Below are 17287 nucleotides of genomic sequence, written 5' to 3'. Positions count from 1 at the left end.
GAGGAATTTATCTCCTGTTGAGGCTGGACAGAAAAAGAGTGCGAACCATCAGAACCATTATTTTTTTTCTGAGTAGAAATAGGACTGAACGAAGAACTTTTCTTTTGTGTATTTGTATACATATTCTTCCCCAACTTTCCTCGCGTTAGAGATTAATTGATAATTTATGAAAATATTATAGATTATGCAGTTCAGTTTAAATAAATATTTAAATATGGCTTAATATTGTCGCTATAAAAACTTTAGATTCACCGTTGAGCTGCCAAAGTAAAGAAATATGAATACCTCAGCACTCTCCAATAGATATCAAACTAATTTTCAAGATTTGCTGGCATCAGTAGATAGAGTTCGTCAGCGATTAGAAAATCATATTTCTCGTTTACAACAACAGTCAGCCCAAGCAGAATTAGACAGACAATTAGCCCCAGAAACAGTTGTTGACCAAAGCATCCCCTCAGCCTTAGAGAATTTATGTACCATCTTCAGCCTGTCCCCCTTTGAGCGCGACATCCTGCTGTTGTGCGTTGGCATGGAATTAGACCCGAACTTTAAATTTCTGTGTGCGGATGCCCAAGGAATCCGAGAACTAAATTACCCTACCTTTAGCTTGGCATTATCAATCTTACCTAACAGCCATTGGAGCGTCCTAGCATCCCAAAGCCCCTTACAACGCTGGGGGCTAATTGAAATCGGCACCTCGCAGACGCTAACTCAATCTCCCATCCAAATTAACAAACGTATCCTGTGCTATCTCCTAGATGAACCTTGCCTAGACGACCAACTAACAGGCATTGTCAAGCCCATCCCATTCGAGAGCGATCGCAACCTACCTCTCCCACCCTCACACCAAAAGCTGGCACAACAGCTAATCGGTACTTGGTCTGATGTCAGCGGTACATCCAGCTTTCCGATCGTGCAACTGTGTGGCTCAGAAGTGAGCGCCAAATACTCTATTGCCGTAGATGCCTGTACTCGTGTAGGGTTTAACCTGAACGTGATGGAAGCGTCTGTCCTTCCTACCAACCCCCACGAACTCCATCACTTAATACAGCGCTGGTTTCGCGAAGCCCTCTTGACCAACAGCGCCCTCTTTCTCAACTGCGATGAAGTGAATCAGGCTGATACATTGCGAGAGTTTGCCGTCTCCCAGTTCATTGAGAACCTTAACAGCCCCTTAATTGTCAGTAGCCAGGAACGACAGCATCCACGCCAACGCCCCCTCATCACTTTTGATGTCCCCCATCTGACTCACAGCGAACAACTAGCTATCTGGAACTCTTACTTAGGCACTGCTGCGGCTGAACTGAATGGGCAAGTAGAGGCGTTAGCGTCTCAGTTTAACCTCAGCACTCCCACAATCGTAGCCGCCTGTTTGAAAGCTAAGGGAGAACTGGACAGAGGGGAAGAGGTGGAGAATTCTGAATCTCCAATCCAAAATCCAAAATCCAAAATCCAAAATCAGTTGTGGGATATTTGTCGCGCAATGGCACGCCCGCGCTTAGATGATTTGGCTCAACGGATTGAATCAACAGCTAGCTGGGAAGATTTGGTATTGCCCGAACAACAACGCCAGACGATTAGGGATATTAGCGCTCATGTCCGACAACGCGCTAAGGTTTACGAAGGCTGGGGGTTTGCTGGTAAAGGAGGTCGGGGTTTAGGCATCAGTGCCCTATTTTCTGGTGCTTCTGGTACGGGTAAAACTATGGCAGCAGAGGTAATGGCGCAGTCATTGCGTCTTGACCTTTATCGTATTGACTTGAGTGCTGTCGTTAGTAAATATATTGGCGAGACAGAAAAGAACCTGCGGCGGATATTTGATGCGGCAGAAACTGGGGGCGCAATTTTGCTATTTGACGAAGCGGATGCTTTGTTTGGCAAGCGCACTGAGGTTAAAGATAGCCACGATCGCCATGCTAATGTCGAAGTCAGCTATCTACTCCAGCGCATGGAATCATACCAGGGCTTGGCTATTCTGACGACTAATCTTAAAGGTTCTCTAGATCAAGCCTTTCTGCGCCGTATCAGGTTTGTGGTTCCCTTTCCCTTTCCGGATGCTAAAGGCAGATCTGAGATATGGATGCGTATTTTTCCCAGTCAAACTCCTACAGAGGGTTTAGATGCAGAAAAGTTGGGCAGGTTGAATGTAGCGGGAGGAAATATTCGTAATATTGCGTTGAATGCTGCTTTTCTAGCTGCTGATGCGGGAGAAGCGGTGATGATGAAACATATTCTGCAAGCGGCTAAAAGCGAATATTTAAAGTTGGAGCGATCGCTTACTGATGCTGAGATAAAAGGCTGGATCTAATATAGACAGGACTTACGCAAATATCACCACATCTGCCACCGCAATCCCCCTGGGGATTGAACCCGAAAAAACTCTATATGTATAAGCTTTGCGTAAGTCCTGAAGAACTGGAGCGATCGCGCAATCGAGCTAAATTTCAGCTTTCAGCCTAGAATAGTCAATCGTGTATACAAGGCACTCGTAAATAATTACTAAAGATCCGCCCTCGCCGCCTTGGTACTGAATTATTAATTCAAAACTCAACACTTTTCCAACAATGGCTACAAAAATTCCCGTCACTGTGATTACCGGCTTCTTAGGGAGTGGTAAAACAACTCTAATCCGCCACCTGCTACAGAACAATCAAGGACGCCGCATCGCCGTTTTAGTCAACGAATTTGGCGAACTGGGGATTGATGGCGAATTGCTGCGTTCTTGCGGCTACTGTCCAGAAGAAGACGCCGACAGCACCAGCAATATTGTTGAATTGACCAATGGTTGCTTGTGCTGTACGGTTCAGGAAGAATTTTTGCCGACGATGCTAGAACTGCTGAAGCGCAGAGATAGCCTGGACTGCATTTTAGTTGAAACATCGGGATTGGCGTTACCGAAGCCGCTGGTGAAGGCATTTCGCTGGCCTGAAATTCGCAATGCAGCGACGGTGGATGCTGTCATTACAGTGGTGGATTGCGAAGCGGTGGCGGCGGGGAGATTTGCTAGCGATCCCGAAGCCGTGGACGCACAGCGCCAGGAAGATCCCAATCTGGAACACGAAACGCCATTGCAAGAACTTTTTGAAGATCAGCTGGCGTGTGCCGATTTGGTGGTGTTGAATAAAACCGATCTGGTGAATGCTACGCAGCAGGCTGAGGTAGTGAATTTGATTGAACGAGAACTGTCTCGTGCTGTCAAGATGGTAGCTAGCGATCGCGGAAAATTAGATCCGGAGGTTCTCCTGGGCTTCCAGAGTGCCGTAGAAGACAACTTAGACGATCGTCCTAGTCATCACGACACTGAAGAAGACCACGATCACGACGAAGAAATTACCTCAACTCAGGTGACTTTAAACCGTACTTTCGATCCCCAGAAGCTGCAAAAACAGTTGGAAGCGTTGGTGCAACAACAGGAAATCTACCGAATCAAAGGATTTGTGGCAGTTCCCAACAAAGCGATGCGGCTGGTATTGCAAGGAGTGGGAACGCGATTCGATCAATTTTATGACCGTCCCTGGCAACCAGAGGAAACCAGGCAAACTCAGTTAGTCTTTATTGGTCAGAAGCTCAATCCCGATGAAATTGAGTCGCAGTTGGCAGCGTTACCTGGCTGAAATCTCTCAAATTATCCAAACTGAATAATGCTTTCAAACGTTGCTCTAAATCTTGCAAGTGCAAAGCATCCTGGCGGGAAACGTTACTAAGTCGCCTTTTGCCCTCTACACTGGCTGTCGATCTTCCGGCGTTACAGCGATCCCCTTCTAAAAACTAGCAAGTTTCCGGATTGTCATAAGTCCAGGAAAATTCGGAAACTTCTTTCATCCAAATGGACCTAGCAAAGACGCCCAACTGGTTGAGGTGCGATTGACTGGGTTGATGCTCAACCTTTACTTCCATCTGGCGATCGCCTGATGAGCGTATGCTTGCCTTAGCACAAATTGCTCTAGTTTTTTCTAGATGTAGGACTGGATATCCACACCACATTGATCGACTAGATAACAAAGCGCCCGAAAACGCAAGCCTACCAGTTGGTCGTAAAACGGATTCAGCTTGCACAACGGAGGAATATGTCCTACTTTGTGACCAAATAGCTTGATATCGCGCTCAAAGGGGCACTGTGCTGGAATCGCCTTGGCGAGAAACTCAGCCCGCTTTCGGTCAGAAATCTCAATTCCGTCCAGCCATTGACGGAGTGGGCGCAGTACATCGAATTGCGGCTTTTTGGGCAAGCGAACGACTTTAGCTGCTTGTACGCTCTCTGCCGAAGCGAGGGCAATACTTTGTAGGGTATTCGGCTGTTTGTCTGTGCAGATCATACTCATTAGGTTCACCCTTGTGTTTTCCAGTTGCTTGAGTATTTGCTCATCCTTATTTCCAAGATACAAACCCTAAAGAAATGTTTCATAAAACTACGAACAAATTCTATCAGGATTTTTAAAGATTTGATGAAATAACCAGCAATTAAACAAATGGCACGTCAAACTACCTAAGCTGGCATTGACTTAGAGACTGAATTGAGTTTATTTCTCGACTGGTTGCAATCGTGAAACGCAACGCCAAGCCAAATCTAGAGGAACAGAATTAGATAAGTTAAACAAATGTTCCGAAAATTCTGACCTAAGAGAGTTAGTTGCGGCAAGACTATCCAAAACTCCTGAAATCCTTTAAAAATTGTAGGTTGGGTAGAGCGATCGCGTTACCCAACCGACTGCATCAGTGCTGGGTTTCGCGAACTCAACCCAGCCTACATAGCCTACACATCCGAGATTTGGATAGTCTTTCAGGAGTTAGTTTTTAGCTTGGCGATACTGCATTGATTAATTACATTAAAACTAAGTATTCAGTCAAGGCGAAAGTATCCAACGGGGTAATTTTCTTGAGTGCAATTCGTTCATTATCTTTCCTGAGATTGATAGAGGATTGGTAGCAAAAGTAACAAAAAGTTTGCAGAGGGAAAGGAAGAAGTTTTAACGCTACCTACTGGCGTGGCACACTTAAAATAGTGAATATTTGGTAGTTGGGTTGAGGCACGAAACCCAACACCCTCTAGAGAGAAAGTTGGGTTTCGTGCCTCAACCATTCCCTACGTAATGCACTTACATTCTTCTGTGTCACGCCACTACTTGCCCTATCCTTTGGTATACAACCTTCAATCCTTCAACCCTGGAAACTGATAGCTAAATTAGACGAGTGCCGGTTCTGGGAGTGCCCCTTGCATTTTACCCAACCAAGTAATCAGATGTTCCGTCTGCTGATCGGCAGGCAAGACGCCCAAACCGCGAACGGTGACTTTACCAGGGGTGTAGACAAAGCGAGTTTTCAGATGTTGTGGCAGATTGTCTTTGAGCAAGTTCCAGGCGGGTTCCTCCATCGGTGTCTCTAGGATAACGTGTTGTTTGCTTTCTGGTTTGATCCGGCTGAAGCCGAGTTTTTTCGCCAGTTGTTTCAGTTCCATTACCCGCAGCAACTGAGTTGCAGATTTGGGGATACTCCCGTAGCGATCGCTCCATTCTGCGGCAATATTCACTAATTCTTCCTTAGAATTCGCCGCCGCCACTGCACGGTAAGCGCTCATCTTTTGATCCAAATCGGTGATGTAGTCAGCAGGGATAAACGCCGTCAGCTGCAAGTCAATCTGCGTATCGTCAACTTGGGGAATTTCCTGTCCGCGAATTTCCCGAATCGCTTCTTCCAACATTTCCATATAAAGGTCGAAACCAATAGCATTCATCTGTCCCGATTGTTCCGCACCCAATAAATTACCGACGCCCCTGATTTCCATATCGCGCATGGCAAGTTGATAGCCAGAACCCAACTGAGTGAATTCCTGAATGGCTCGCAACCGTTGCCGTGCGGCATCTGAGAGCGCCCTTTGCTTGGGATAAAATAGCCATGCGTGAGCTTGGATGCCAGCACGTCCCACCCGTCCGCGCAATTGGTACAGCTGGGATAAACCAAATTTATGGGCATCTTCAATCAAGATTGTGTTGACTCTGGGGATATCTAAACCGGATTCAATAATCGTGGTACAGACGAGGATATCCGCTTCGCCAGCGCTGAAGGCAAGCATCGTTGCTTCTAACTCAGATTCGTCTAATTGACCGTGAGCGATCGCTAGTCTGGTTCCTGGCACCATTTCCCGCAACTTCGTGGCAGTTTCTTCAATTCCCTCGACTCGCGGCACTACATAAAACACCTGTCCCCCCCGGTCGAGTTCTTGACGAATCGCCGTGCGGATCGCTTCGGGATCGTATGATGCCAGGTGAGTTTTAATCGGACGCCGAGACGGCGGCGGCGTGGTAATCAAGCTCATTTCGCGGATTCCCGACAGTGACATATAAAGCGTCCGGGGAATCGGCGTGGCGCTGAGAGTCAGCACATCCAACTGCGTTCTCAGAGATTTGATTTTTTCCTTCTGGTTGACGCCAAATCGCTGTTCTTCATCCACCACCAACAACCCTAAATCTCGGAAACGAATTTCCTTACTTAAGAGTTGGTGAGTGCCAACGACGACATCTAATTCACCCGTCGCCAGTCGTTTGATAATATTGCGGCGTTCCTCAGCACTGCGGAAGCGGTTAAGTAAACCCACCTCAATTGGGTAAGGGGCGAAACGCTCTTTTAGGGTGTGGTAGTGCTGCTGAGTCAAAATCGTTGTTGGGGCGAGGAAAGCAACTTGCTTCCCGGCGGTAATCGCTTTAAATATAGCGCGGATGGCGACTTCCGTCTTGCCGAAACCGACATCACCGCACACCAACCGATCCATCGGGCGATCGCTTTCCATTTCCCGCTTCACATCCTGCACCGCCTTCAACTGATCCGGCGTCGGTTGATAGGGGAAAGAATCTTCTAATTCCTCCTGCCAAGGCGAATCCGCTGGATAAACGAAACCTTGTTGCTGCGATCGCTGAGCATACAACTTCAGCAAGTCCACCGCCAACTTCTTAATCGCCTTGCGGACTTTATTCTTAGTAGATTCCCACGCCTTCCCGGACATTCTATTCAGTTCCGGCGGTTTCCCCTCAGTGGCACGAAACCGAGACATCGCACCCACCTGATCTGCCACCACTCGCAGCAAACCATCCGCGTACTGCACCACCAAATACTCGCGGGTTTCGTTATTAACGGTAAGACTTTCCAGCCTCAGAAACTTACCTACCCCGTGATTTCGATGAACCACATAATCACCGGGGCGCAACTTGTTGGGATCGACTTGCTTAGACGCCGCACGACGACGCTTGCGGATATAGCTGGGACTTGTCAGAGAATGCTGTCCGAAAAACTCCCTGTCTGTCACCACCACCAACCGGAAAGTCGGCAGAATAAATCCTTCTAGTTCCGCGATCCCCGAATATTTTACCGCCACTGGCGTCTTCTGAATTTGCAACTTGTCAATCGCCGGGTAATCGTGGGGATTGGGGACAAATTGCGCCGGACAATCGTGTTCTTGTAGCAACGATACCGAACGCGAAGGCTGTGCAGAAACGATCCAGATCGAGAAACTGCGATCGCGCTCCTTCCGCAAAGTTTCCGCAATTTTAGCAAACTGATGCGGCGTTACCGGAACCGGACGACTAGCCAAATTTAGTGCTGACGATGGATTGAGGACTGAGGATTCAACCAGTTCAGATAAATACAGCCGCTTAAAGCATTCCGCCGCCGCTAAAGATTCATCAAAATTGCGGTGGATTTTGGGTAATTGTTCATTATCATTAGCAATTGCCCATTGTTCTTCGGCGTGTTCCACCCAGCGATCGCTATGGGCGCGACATTGCTCCGGTTCATCAATCGCAATCAGCGTATTTTCCGGCAAATAATCCAACAAAGAAGCTGGATGCTCAAAAGCTACCCCCAACAATCGCCGCGTACTCTTTTCTTGTTCTTCTTCCCTCTCTTCCTTCGCGTTCTTCGCGTCTTCGCGGTTCATCGCCTCCAAAGCCGCCCGAACAATCGGACTAAAATCAGTCGGAGTCAGCACCAGCCGCTCAATCTTATCAAGCGATCGCTGCGTCGCCGGATCGAACTCCCGCATCTGATCCAGCTCATCCCCAAACCATTCCAAACGCACCGGCAACTCAGCCGCCACCGGGAACACATCGATAATATCCCCGCGCCGACTCCACTGCCCCTCCATTTCCACCAAAGGCACCCGTTCGTATCCCAGAGTTGCCACTTTCTTGCTAAAGGCGTCTAAATCCCAACTCTGTCCGCGTTCCAGGGTGACGCAGTAAGGCTTAAAAGCTTCAGGAGGCGGCAAATGAAGTTGCAGCGCCCGTTCCGTCGCCACAACCGCCATCTTCAGGACTGAGGACTGAGGACTGAGGACTGAGGACTGAGGACTGAGGACTGAGGACTGAGGACTGAGCGTGGGATTTCCTTTTGACTTCTGAGCGATTTCCTCAGTCCTGAGTCCTGTCACCTCAGTCCTCAGTCCTGTCACCTCAGTCCTGAGTCCTGTCACCTCAGTCCTAACTAAGTCTGCCAATACCTGCATCTGTCCCCAAGTCATCTCCGATTCGGGGTCGAATGGCTCGTAGGGCGACGCTTCAGAAGTCGGATAAAAATGTACCGTCTGCCAACCCATTGCTTCCAGTTGAGCGCAACAGCGGCTGACTTCCTCCAGGGTGGCACACACCACGAACAAATTCTGTCCTTGGGCTTGCGCGAGGGCAGAAGCCACCAATCCCTTTGGCAAACGGGGAATTCCGTTGAGCTGTAGATACCGTTGTTGGTTGAGCTTAGACAGGAGTTCTGTCGTCAGAGGCGATCGCCCTAAGGCACGAATAATAGAAGAAAATGCCATCAGTTGGAGGAAATGCTTAATTCGTTCTGAGAAAAAGGCAGGAGTATACCTCCCTACTCCATCATTTTAGAAGGCAGTTCAAATCGAGACTGCTCTACCGATAGATTTCTGCTTTACACAAAATGCTACTTTCTCTATAGCTACTGCTTTTTTGGGGAAACCCAGGTTCCGATGTCGGGGTGAACCCGTCGGTGATCTGGTTTTCAAAAGCCAACTTCGGGTAAACTCGCCCCTACTTCCACCTTAGGCACCCGCCGATACTACTGACACGTTTACAAATGACCCCTACTACCGAATTTCTAATTATTTTGCTACTGATCGTTGCCAATGGCATCTTTGTGATGTCAGAGTTAGCTATCGTCTCGGCAAGGAAGGTGAGGCTGCAACAGCTGGCTAACCAAGGGGATGTCAAAGCACGCGCTGCCTTGGAACTGGCGAATTCCCCAAATCAGTTTATGGCGATTGCTCAGGTGGGGATAACTCTGCTGGCGATTATCTCCGGTGCTTTCGGCGAAGGAACCATCGCCAAAAGACTAACCCCTGTATTAGGTTCGATTTCCTGGATAAGCCCGTATAAAGACGCGATCGCATCGACAATTGCCATTCTAATCATCACCTATCTGACGCTGATTATTGGCGAACTGGTACCGAAGCGGCTGGCTTTAAACTATCCGGAACGGATTGCTGCCGCTGTTGCTATCCCGATGCGGATGTTGGCTACCATTGCCTCGCCAGTTGTTTATCTATTGAGTACCTCCACTGATATGATGATGCGGCTGTTGGGCATCAGACCGTCCACCGATGGTGAAATTACCGAAAATGATATTACAGCCTTAATCGAGCAAGCCACGGAGGCGGGAACCTTTGAGGAAGCAGAACAAGACATGGTGGAACGAGTGTTTCGCCTGGGAGACCGACACGTGAGTGCGTTAATGACACCCCGACTGGATATTGTCTGGCTTGACCTAGAAGACTCCCCGGAAGAAAATCAACACAAGATTATGAACAGTGCCTATTCTCGATTTCCAGTCTGTCAGGGAGCGCTGGATAATGTTTTGGGCATTATTCCAGTGACCGACCTGTTAGGGCGCTGCCTGTCCGGACAACAGCTTGACCTGACAATTTCGTTACGACAGCCGGTATTTGTGCCTGAAAGTACTGGGGGATTGAAAGTTCTGGAATTGTTTAAGCAAACCGGCACTCACATGGCGCTAGTTGTAGACGAATACGGCGTTACTCAAGGATTGGTTACGCTCAACGACATCTTAGTAGAAATTGTTGGTGACGTAGAAATCGACAGTACGACATCTCCCCCAGCCGTACAACGCGAAGATGGTTCGTGGTTGGTGGATGGAATGTTGTCGGTGGAAGAGTTTTTGGAAATATTAGATATTGAGGAGTTGCCGGGAACGCAAAAAGGCAACTATCACACAATGGGCGGCTTTATGATTACCCATTTAGGGAAAATTCCCACGGCTGCCGATCATTTTGAACTGGGTGGCTGGCGTTTTGAAGTGATGGATATGGATGGCAATCGCGTTGATAAGGTGCTGGTGATGCCCATTTCCGCAGATTCCCCGGATTCCGCGTCCGGCGATTAAAAAGCTAGAATTGCTGGTTTGAGAGTGTTTTAAAGCTTTGCGTGCTATCGACATTGGCTGCATCGTGCGTTGATGATGACACAGAACGCGATCGCTTCTCAATCCGGTTCGCTTAGAGCTAAAAACACCAATTCCACCAGATTATTCCGTAGGTTGGAAAAACGAACCGCTCCAGGGCGCAGAGTAAAAGAAGAGAGAATTTGACAACACCTATTTTAGAAGTCAAAAATGGAGCCAGAAGAAACAATCCGAGAGCAATTTGACCGCGCAGCAGATGCATACAGTACATCACCTATTTTCGCACAAGGGCACGATCTGGCGCTGATGGTGCAGGCAGGGGAACCAACATCAGAGATGACTGTACTTGATGTAGGGTGTGCGGGAGGACATACTGGGTTTGCTTTCGCCCCCCATGTCTGCGAAGTTATTGGCATTGACTTAAGCCAGAAAATGTTAACGGAGGCATCGCGGCAAGCAGCGGCACGAAGCTTGAATAACGTGCATTTTCAGGAAGCCAATGCCACAACACTCCCCTTTCCCAATCAGCAGTTTGATATTGTAACTTGCCGCTATGTCGCTCATCACTTCCCCAGTTTGGCACCCGCGTTGAATGAGGTTTTTCGAGTGCTAAAATCGGGGGGAAAGTTTCTGGTTGTGGACATTATTTCGCCGGAAGATTCTGCGTTGGCAGAGTTTATCAATCAGGTGGAGAAACTACGCGATCCTTCTCATGGTTGGAATTGGATGATATCCGAGTGGCAGACGGCTGGCGAAAGTATTGGGATGCCCTTCACCGCGATGCAACAGTGGCAGCTGCCGATTGATTTTGTAGATTGGACAGCACGACAGCAAACGCCACCAGAAGCAGTTCAACAACTGGAATTATTACTGGATAATGCTTCTTTACAAGCAAAATCGGTATTCTCCATTTTGGGTGCGCCGCAGCGTTCATTTCACGAATATTCGGCTCTCCTGCGGGGAACGAAATCATAAACTAGGGAAAGGAACTTTGCCCTCCCTACTAAAAATTGAAGGTTGTTTGGATAGTGACGATCCCAATATCGCTCTTCTGTCACTCTCAGGACTTACGCAAAGCTTATACATATAGCATTTTTTCGGGTTCAATCCCCCTGTGGTTGCCCTCAGATGTCGCGCAAGTTGCGTAAGTCCTATATTTGTAGGATGGGTAGAGCGTAAGCGTTACCCATCAAACCCTTGTCAATGTTGGGTTTCGTTCCTCAACCCAACCTACATCAGATGCGCGAGTTTAATTATGTCTACCTACTTATAGCAGTCCTAAATGATTCATGAAGGCGAGATCCCCGACTTCTTAAAGAAGTCGGGGATCTGAAGGGCTGGCTCACAACTCAATTTTGCAATATAGTAGCAGGAGAAACTAGAGGTGAAGAAGCCACGTTGCAGTGTGTCCGTGCCGCCTCGATAAAGGCAGTGACATCCTCTTCCTTAGTGTTGAAAGCCGTTACTAATCGCACGGTTGATAAATTTTCCTCCTGCCAGCGATAAAATCGGAAACCGTCGGCAAGAAGCCCTTGGATAACTCCCTCCGGCAACTGAATAAAGATTTCATTTACTGCAACCGGATAGCACAGCTTCACTTCTGGTAGCGCTGTTAGCCCGTGCGCTAATTTCTTAGCCATCTGGTTAGCATGAGCAGCATTTTTCAACCACAAATCATCTTTAATGTAAGCTTCCAACTGGGCTGATAAAAATCGCATCTTTGAAAATAAATGTCCGCTGCGCTTACGACGATAGGCGAAAGTTTTTGCAAAATCTTGATTGAAAAAGACGACGGCTTCTGCTGCCATTGCACCATTTTTAGTCGCTCCAAACGATAGCACATCAACCCCAACCCGCCAAGTGATATCCGCTGGAGAACAACCCAAGCTAACCACCGCATTCGCAAAACGGGCACCATCTATGTGTAAACCCAAATTGTGGGTATGGGCAATTTCGGCAATCTGGGAAATTTCCTCTGGCTGATAGATAGTTCCGGCTTCCGTTGCCTGAGTCAAGCTTACAGCAGCAGGCTGTACGTGATGGACGACGCCAGCGCCCGATGAAGCCAGCACAGCAGCCAAGTCAGCGGCGCGAATCTTGCCATCTGCGCCATCCAGTGTCACTAACTTTGCGCCGCCGGTATAAAATTCGGGTGCCCCGCATTCATCGAGATTGATATGAGATTGGTGATGGCAGTAAATCGCCCCAAACGGGGGTGTAATAACAGACAGGGCGAGGGCATTGGCGGCAGAACCCGTCGCCACGGGGAAAACTGTCACATCTGTCTCAAACAATTCCTTGAACCGGGCTGACAAGCGCTGGGTATATTCATCATCACCATAGGGCATGGTGGTACCCTGATTAGCGGCAGCGATCGCTGCCATAATTTCCAGCGAAATTCCAGTGACATTATCGCTACAAAAGTTCATCTGTTTGTCTCGCGCTTCTCAATACTCAACTCTATGCTAATCGCCGCTGCCGAGATGGGAATAGCCTGCTACTTGAATGGCGGGTGAGATTTGCTTCAACCTGACGTTTTAGCTGGATAAAACGGCTGAGGTTTAAACCCAAAAATCGGGGCTAATATAACATTAGGAAATTGTTTAACTTTCTGGTTATAATTTTGAACAACTTGGTTATATCGCAATCCTATTTGAGTTGTGAGGCAGCGTTTCAGCTCCTTGACTTCGTAAGAGTTGTCGGGGAGAATCATTTAGAGCCGCTATATCTTGTTTTGCCAAATCGGAATCTTAATTACGAACTCTGCCCCCTGTCCGGGTGCAGAAATACACTCCATACTGCCACCATGTTTTTCTACCACAATCTGATAACTAATAGACAACCCTAAGCCGGTGCCTTTTCCGACCGGCTTCGTTGTAAAAAAGGCGTCAAAAAGATGAGAACGCACTTCTTCTGTCATCCCTGGGCCATTGTCAGCAATGCGAATCACCGCTTGATTTTCGTCTTCAACAGCGGTGCTAATTTTGATGGTTGGTAAAAGACAAGATATTTCCTCCTTGGCGACTGACTCTTCCACTGCATCAATCGCGTTACTAAGCAGATTCATAAACACCTGATTCAACTGCCCTGCATAACATTCAACTAAAGACAAATCGCCATATTCTTTGCTCACTGTAATTATGGGTCCGCCAGCGATCGCTTTCAGGCGATACTGCAAAATTAGCAAGGTGCTATCAATGCCTTCGTGAATATCGACTGGCTTCATTTCCGCTTGATCGGCGCGAGAAAACGAACGTAAGGACTGAACAATTTCCCGAATCCGTTCAACTCCCAAATGCATTGACTTTAGTAACTTTGGCAAATCTTCAATGATAAAATCAAGGTCACTCTCTTCGATTTCTTTGTCGATTTCAGGTGTAGATGGGTATTGTTGTTGGTAAAGGCGTAGTAAATGTAGTAAACTATTTGCATATTCACAGGCATAATTTATATTGCCGTGAATAAAGTTAATTGGATTATTAATTTCGTGAGCAACTCCAGCCACTAATTGACCAAGGCTGGAGATTTTTTCAGTTTGAATCAGTTGAGCTTGAGTTTTCTGGAGGTCAAGCAGAGTAATTTTTAGCTCTTGAGATTTTTCTCGATAGCGATTTTCACCTTGCTTGCGCTCAGAAACTTCAAGCAACAACAGGTCATTTGTCTGTCTAATTTCTGCTGTCCGCTCCTCAACTCTCCTTTCTAGCTCGACGTTGGAACGGTGCAATTCCTCTTCTACTTGCTGGCGCTCAGCGATTTGTTTTTGCAGCTCAAGATTAATGAGTTCTAACTGATTGGTTTTATCTAATAATATTTTTTGTGTTGCTTCTAACTTGTCAACCGTTAATGCTTCTTGGCGAAGAATATGAATGTACTCCAAACTCAAGCCAATAAATGGGACGAGGTAAGCAATAATTTTGAGAAAATGGGCAATATTGAAATGGTTATCGAACAACGCAGTTGAGCCAAAAGCCATGTGGAGTTGAGTGGCGATTTGGGGAATCGCGCTAATCGCTAGCGCCTGAGAAAAAAGACTGGGATAAGCATCGCAAAAGCGAGGAAAAACAAAAATACCTGCAAATATAAACAATAAGAGCGGAGCAATATCCCAAGGACGAGTGACAATAGCGTTCGGGAAAATAGTTGTAGGCATGGCGCTATGGGCGCAGAGATAGACAATTGTATAGGAAGCAACAGCAAAGGATAAACTAGCGATCGCAACAAAACCCACACCTCCCTTCCACTTTCTCGGTTTCGTCACCAGAAAAATTCCCGCACCTCCCAGCAGAATCAAAGCATTGAAAAGTCGGCAGATTGCCCAAGTGAAAGGAATTAGGTTTTGGTTGTCTGCGATCCCCTCGATCAATCGGTCGGCGGCTAAAGCATGAAAGGCATCCATGCACCCCGCGCAAAACATTGCCACGCCAATAATGGGAGTGACAGCATCGCGCTTAAGGCTGAAGTGAATAAAAGACAAAATAACAATGAACAGGGCGCTACAGAAAGCACTCCACTCCAGAATGGTGTGCAGAAAGCTCCCGGAGAGAGTGTAGTGCATCGCCTCGACGAATTCGCGGGGAGACATTCCCACAGCCGCTGACACCTCGAAGGGATGCTTAGGTGAGGCAAAATCCACTCCCAACAAATTCAGCAAGCTAGGCAGCACGCAGATCGCCACCACTACCCAAATCAATTGAAAAGGAATCCTCATTTTTTGCATAGCATTTTTTCCAATCCCCCCATTTCAAGATGCCACTAAGCTTAGCCACAAGTACAGAGGCAGTGATTTCTGACTCTACTAGCGTGGCTTTTAGCCTTCTGCCATCTCCAGAGGTCAGTAAGCTGATGTGCGCGATCGCTAATTGAGTAAATAAAAATACACCCTATGGCAGTTCTACGTAACTAAACGTAACTATATTCTGGGATACGTTAACGCGACTTCGCCATCAGGCAAAAAATACTACTTAACAGCGAGGCTAATTAAAGGTGAGAATTGGCGCTTGTTACCTTGGCAACGGAAATTGTGAATTTACCGTTTGGGCACCTACTCTTCATACAGTAGCAGTACAAATTGTTTCTCCTGAAGAACGCCTTCTCACCATGCAACAGGATGAAGAAGGCTACTGGAAAGTTAAAGCTTCAGGCATTGAACCAGGAACGCTTTACTACTACAAACTCGAAGGAACGACTGATAGACCAGACCCAGCTTCAAGATATCAACCGAAGGGCGTACACGGCCCTTCTCAAGTCATCAATTCTAGCACTTTTGTCTGGAATGATAGTGATTGGTCTGGCGTTCCCTTAGATGAAACCATTATCTATGAATTACACGTCGGCACCTTCACCCCAGAAGGCACCTTTGAGGCAATAATTCCTCGACTTGCTGAATTAAGCGAGTTAGGTATTAATGCCATTGAAATTATGCCAGTTGCCCAATTTCCCGGTGAAAGAAACTGGGGATATGATGGCGTGTTTCCCTTTGCTGTGCAGAATTCGTATGGTGGTCCCGAAGGATTCAAAAAACTCGTCGATGCTTGTCACCAACATGGTATCTCAGTCATTCTTGATGTCGTCTACAATCACCTAGGTCCTGAAGGAAATTACTTCCGAGACTTTGCTCCCTACTTCACCACCAAATATCGCGGTGATTGGGGAGAGGCAATGAATTTTGACGACAAATACAGCGATGGCGTCCGTAATTTTTGTTTAGAAAATGCTCTTTACTGGCTCCAAGAATATCACATAGATGGTCTAAGATTAGATGCCATTCAGGGTATTTTTGAGATGGGTGCTAGACCCTTATTACAGGAAATGGCAGACCAAGTTGCCAATTTTTCTCAGCAACAAGGTAGGAAATTTTATCTGATAGCCGAAAGCGATTTGAACGATGTCCGAGTCATTCGACCCAAAGAAGTGGGTGGCTATGGAATAGATGCACAGTGGAATGACGATTTTCATCACGCATTGCATACCTTACTCACCGGAGAAAACGACAGGTACTACGAGGATTTTGGAAAGGTTGAACAACTCGAAAAATCTTTCAAAGAAGGCTTTATTTACTCCGGGCAATACGCTTCCCATAGAAAACGCCGTCATGGCAGTTCTTCCAAAGACGAACCAGGATATCGATTCATTGTCTTTACGCAGACTCACGACCAAATCGGCAATCGCGTCCTGGCAGAAAGGTTCTCTCAGCTTGTCTCCTTAGAAGGACTGAAGTTAGCTGCTGGTGCTATTTTTTTGTCTCCCTTTGTTCCCTTCCTTTTTATGGGTGAAGAATATGGTGAAGAAGCGCCTTTCTTCTACTTTGTTAGTCATTCAGATAAGGATTTGATTGAAGCGATCCGCAAAAGCAAAGAAGAAGAATTTAAAGTATTTGCGGGTCGAGGAGAAATGCAAGATCCCCAAAGCCCTGAAACCTTTCATAAATGTCAGCTTAACTGGGAAAAAAGAAAAGAAGGAAAACACAAATCTCTTTGGGAATTTTATCAGAAACTCATACGGTTACGCCGAACAATTCCCGCCTTGAAAAAGCCAGACAAAAATACTATAGAAGCATCCAGCATTGAAGCAGATAAAATTTTATTTCTTCATCGTTGGAGTGATACTAGCCAGATATATTCCATCATGAACTTCAATCAGAAAGAGATTACTTTTACAGCTAATCTGCCAAGTGGCAACTGGCAAAAGATTTTAGACTCTTCCGATACTAAGTGGATGGGTTCTGGTTCCACTTTACCTGAAAAACTCACGCCAAACCAAGAATTGACAATCAAAGCGCAGAGTATCGTTCTCTACGAAATAACAGGATAATACACGAGGCGGAGCCTTCCAATCCTGATTATCAAGCTGATGGTAACGAGAAGAT

Annotated in this window: 10 protein-coding genes and 1 pseudogene; 5 read left to right on the top strand and 6 right to left on the bottom strand. The window is 46.9% G+C overall.

Going from position 1 to position 17287, the window contains the following annotated elements; translation table 11 throughout:
* Positions 1-277: 277 nt before the first annotated feature.
* Positions 278-2308, top strand: coding sequence for an ATP-binding protein (locus ACFW2W_RS01480; RefSeq protein WP_378172357.1), 2031 nt, complete (start codon positions 278-280; stop codon positions 2306-2308).
* Between the two features lie 256 nt (positions 2309-2564).
* Positions 2565-3614 carry a cobalamin biosynthesis protein CobW gene (gene cobW / locus ACFW2W_RS01475; protein WP_378172355.1) on the top strand — a complete coding sequence of 350 codons (1050 nt, stop codon included), beginning with the start codon at positions 2565-2567 and terminating at the stop codon, positions 3612-3614.
* Between the two features lie 108 nt (positions 3615-3722).
* Here cobW and ACFW2W_RS01470 read toward each other — a convergent pair.
* The 3 genes and pseudogenes from ACFW2W_RS01470 to mfd all read right to left on the bottom strand — a co-directional run.
* Positions 3723-3897 (bottom strand): annotated as a pseudogene (locus ACFW2W_RS01470) (cupin domain-containing protein); the annotation flags it as partial.
* 56 nt (positions 3898-3953) lie between these two features.
* Complete coding sequence (locus tag ACFW2W_RS01465; RefSeq protein ID WP_378172352.1) at positions 3954-4322, bottom strand: Mo-dependent nitrogenase C-terminal domain-containing protein; 369 nt, start codon at positions 4320-4322, stop codon at positions 3954-3956.
* A gap of 860 nt (positions 4323-5182) precedes the next feature.
* A complete protein-coding gene (mfd, locus tag ACFW2W_RS01460; RefSeq protein WP_378172349.1) occupies positions 5183-8803 on the bottom strand; it encodes a transcription-repair coupling factor in 3621 nt (1206 codons plus the stop codon).
* Positions 8804-9081: 278 nt separating this feature from the next.
* On the opposite strand from mfd, the gene ACFW2W_RS01455 reads away from it, so the two are divergent.
* Together ACFW2W_RS01455 and ACFW2W_RS01450 are read left to right on the top strand one after the other, a co-directional pair.
* Positions 9082-10404: a hemolysin family protein gene (locus tag ACFW2W_RS01455; RefSeq protein WP_378172347.1), complete on the top strand. Its 1323-nt coding sequence runs from the start codon at positions 9082-9084 to the stop codon at positions 10402-10404.
* 228 nt (positions 10405-10632) lie between these two features.
* Positions 10633-11397, top strand: coding sequence for a class I SAM-dependent methyltransferase (locus tag ACFW2W_RS01450; protein WP_378172344.1), 765 nt, complete (start codon positions 10633-10635; stop codon positions 11395-11397).
* Positions 11398-11771: 374 nt separating this feature from the next.
* Here ACFW2W_RS01450 and ACFW2W_RS01445 read toward each other — a convergent pair whose 3' ends face one another.
* The 3 genes from ACFW2W_RS01445 to ACFW2W_RS01435 all read right to left on the bottom strand — a co-directional run bounded on the left by ACFW2W_RS01445 (position 11772) and on the right by ACFW2W_RS01435 (position 15139).
* Positions 11772-12851, bottom strand: a complete 1080-nt coding sequence (locus ACFW2W_RS01445) for a threonine aldolase family protein (protein WP_378172341.1) — start codon at positions 12849-12851, stop codon at positions 11772-11774.
* Positions 12852-12946: 95 nt separating this feature from the next.
* The gene (locus tag ACFW2W_RS01440; RefSeq protein ID WP_378172338.1) at positions 12947-13135 is read right to left on the bottom strand and encodes a LemA family protein; all 189 of its coding nucleotides are present in this window, start codon (positions 13133-13135) and stop codon (positions 12947-12949) included.
* 9 nt (positions 13136-13144) lie between these two features.
* Complete coding sequence (locus ACFW2W_RS01435) at positions 13145-15139, bottom strand: ATP-binding protein (protein WP_378172335.1); 1995 nt, start codon at positions 15137-15139, stop codon at positions 13145-13147.
* 266 nt (positions 15140-15405) lie between these two features.
* Here ACFW2W_RS01435 and treZ point away from each other — a divergent pair, with 266 nt between their 5' ends.
* Positions 15406-17232 (top strand): malto-oligosyltrehalose trehalohydrolase, encoded by a 1827-nt coding sequence (gene treZ / locus ACFW2W_RS01430; RefSeq protein WP_378172333.1) that lies wholly within the window; start codon positions 15406-15408, stop codon positions 17230-17232.
* Positions 17233-17287 lie beyond the last annotated feature (55 nt).

Source organism: Coleofasciculus sp. H7-2 (assembly GCF_042747725.1).
Classification (GTDB): Bacteria; Cyanobacteriota; Cyanobacteriia; order Cyanobacteriales; family FACHB-T130; genus FACHB-T130.
Note: the sequence above shows the minus strand (reverse complement) of the source record. Positions and strands in the feature narration are given on the sequence as shown.

Bases quoted from the DNA above. Each gene is read 5' to 3' on its own strand.
- ACFW2W_RS01480 (WP_378172357.1), top strand. From the start codon at position 278: ATGAATACCTCAGCACTCTCCAATAGATATCAAACTAATTTTCAAGAT.
- cobW (WP_378172355.1), top strand. From the start codon at position 2,565: ATGGCTACAAAAATTCCCGTCACTGTGATTACCGGCTTCTTAGGGAGT.
- ACFW2W_RS01465 (WP_378172352.1), bottom strand. From the start codon at position 4,322: ATGAGTATGATCTGCACAGACAAACAGCCGAATACCCTACAAAGTATT.
- mfd (WP_378172349.1), bottom strand. From the start codon at position 8,803: ATGGCATTTTCTTCTATTATTCGTGCCTTAGGGCGATCGCCTCTGACG.
- ACFW2W_RS01455 (WP_378172347.1), top strand. From the start codon at position 9,082: ATGACCCCTACTACCGAATTTCTAATTATTTTGCTACTGATCGTTGCC.
- ACFW2W_RS01450 (WP_378172344.1), top strand. From the start codon at position 10,633: ATGGAGCCAGAAGAAACAATCCGAGAGCAATTTGACCGCGCAGCAGAT.
- ACFW2W_RS01445 (WP_378172341.1), bottom strand. From the start codon at position 12,851: ATGAACTTTTGTAGCGATAATGTCACTGGAATTTCGCTGGAAATTATG.
- ACFW2W_RS01440 (WP_378172338.1), bottom strand. From the start codon at position 13,135: ATGATTCTCCCCGACAACTCTTACGAAGTCAAGGAGCTGAAACGCTGC.
- ACFW2W_RS01435 (WP_378172335.1), bottom strand. From the start codon at position 15,139: ATGCAAAAAATGAGGATTCCTTTTCAATTGATTTGGGTAGTGGTGGCG.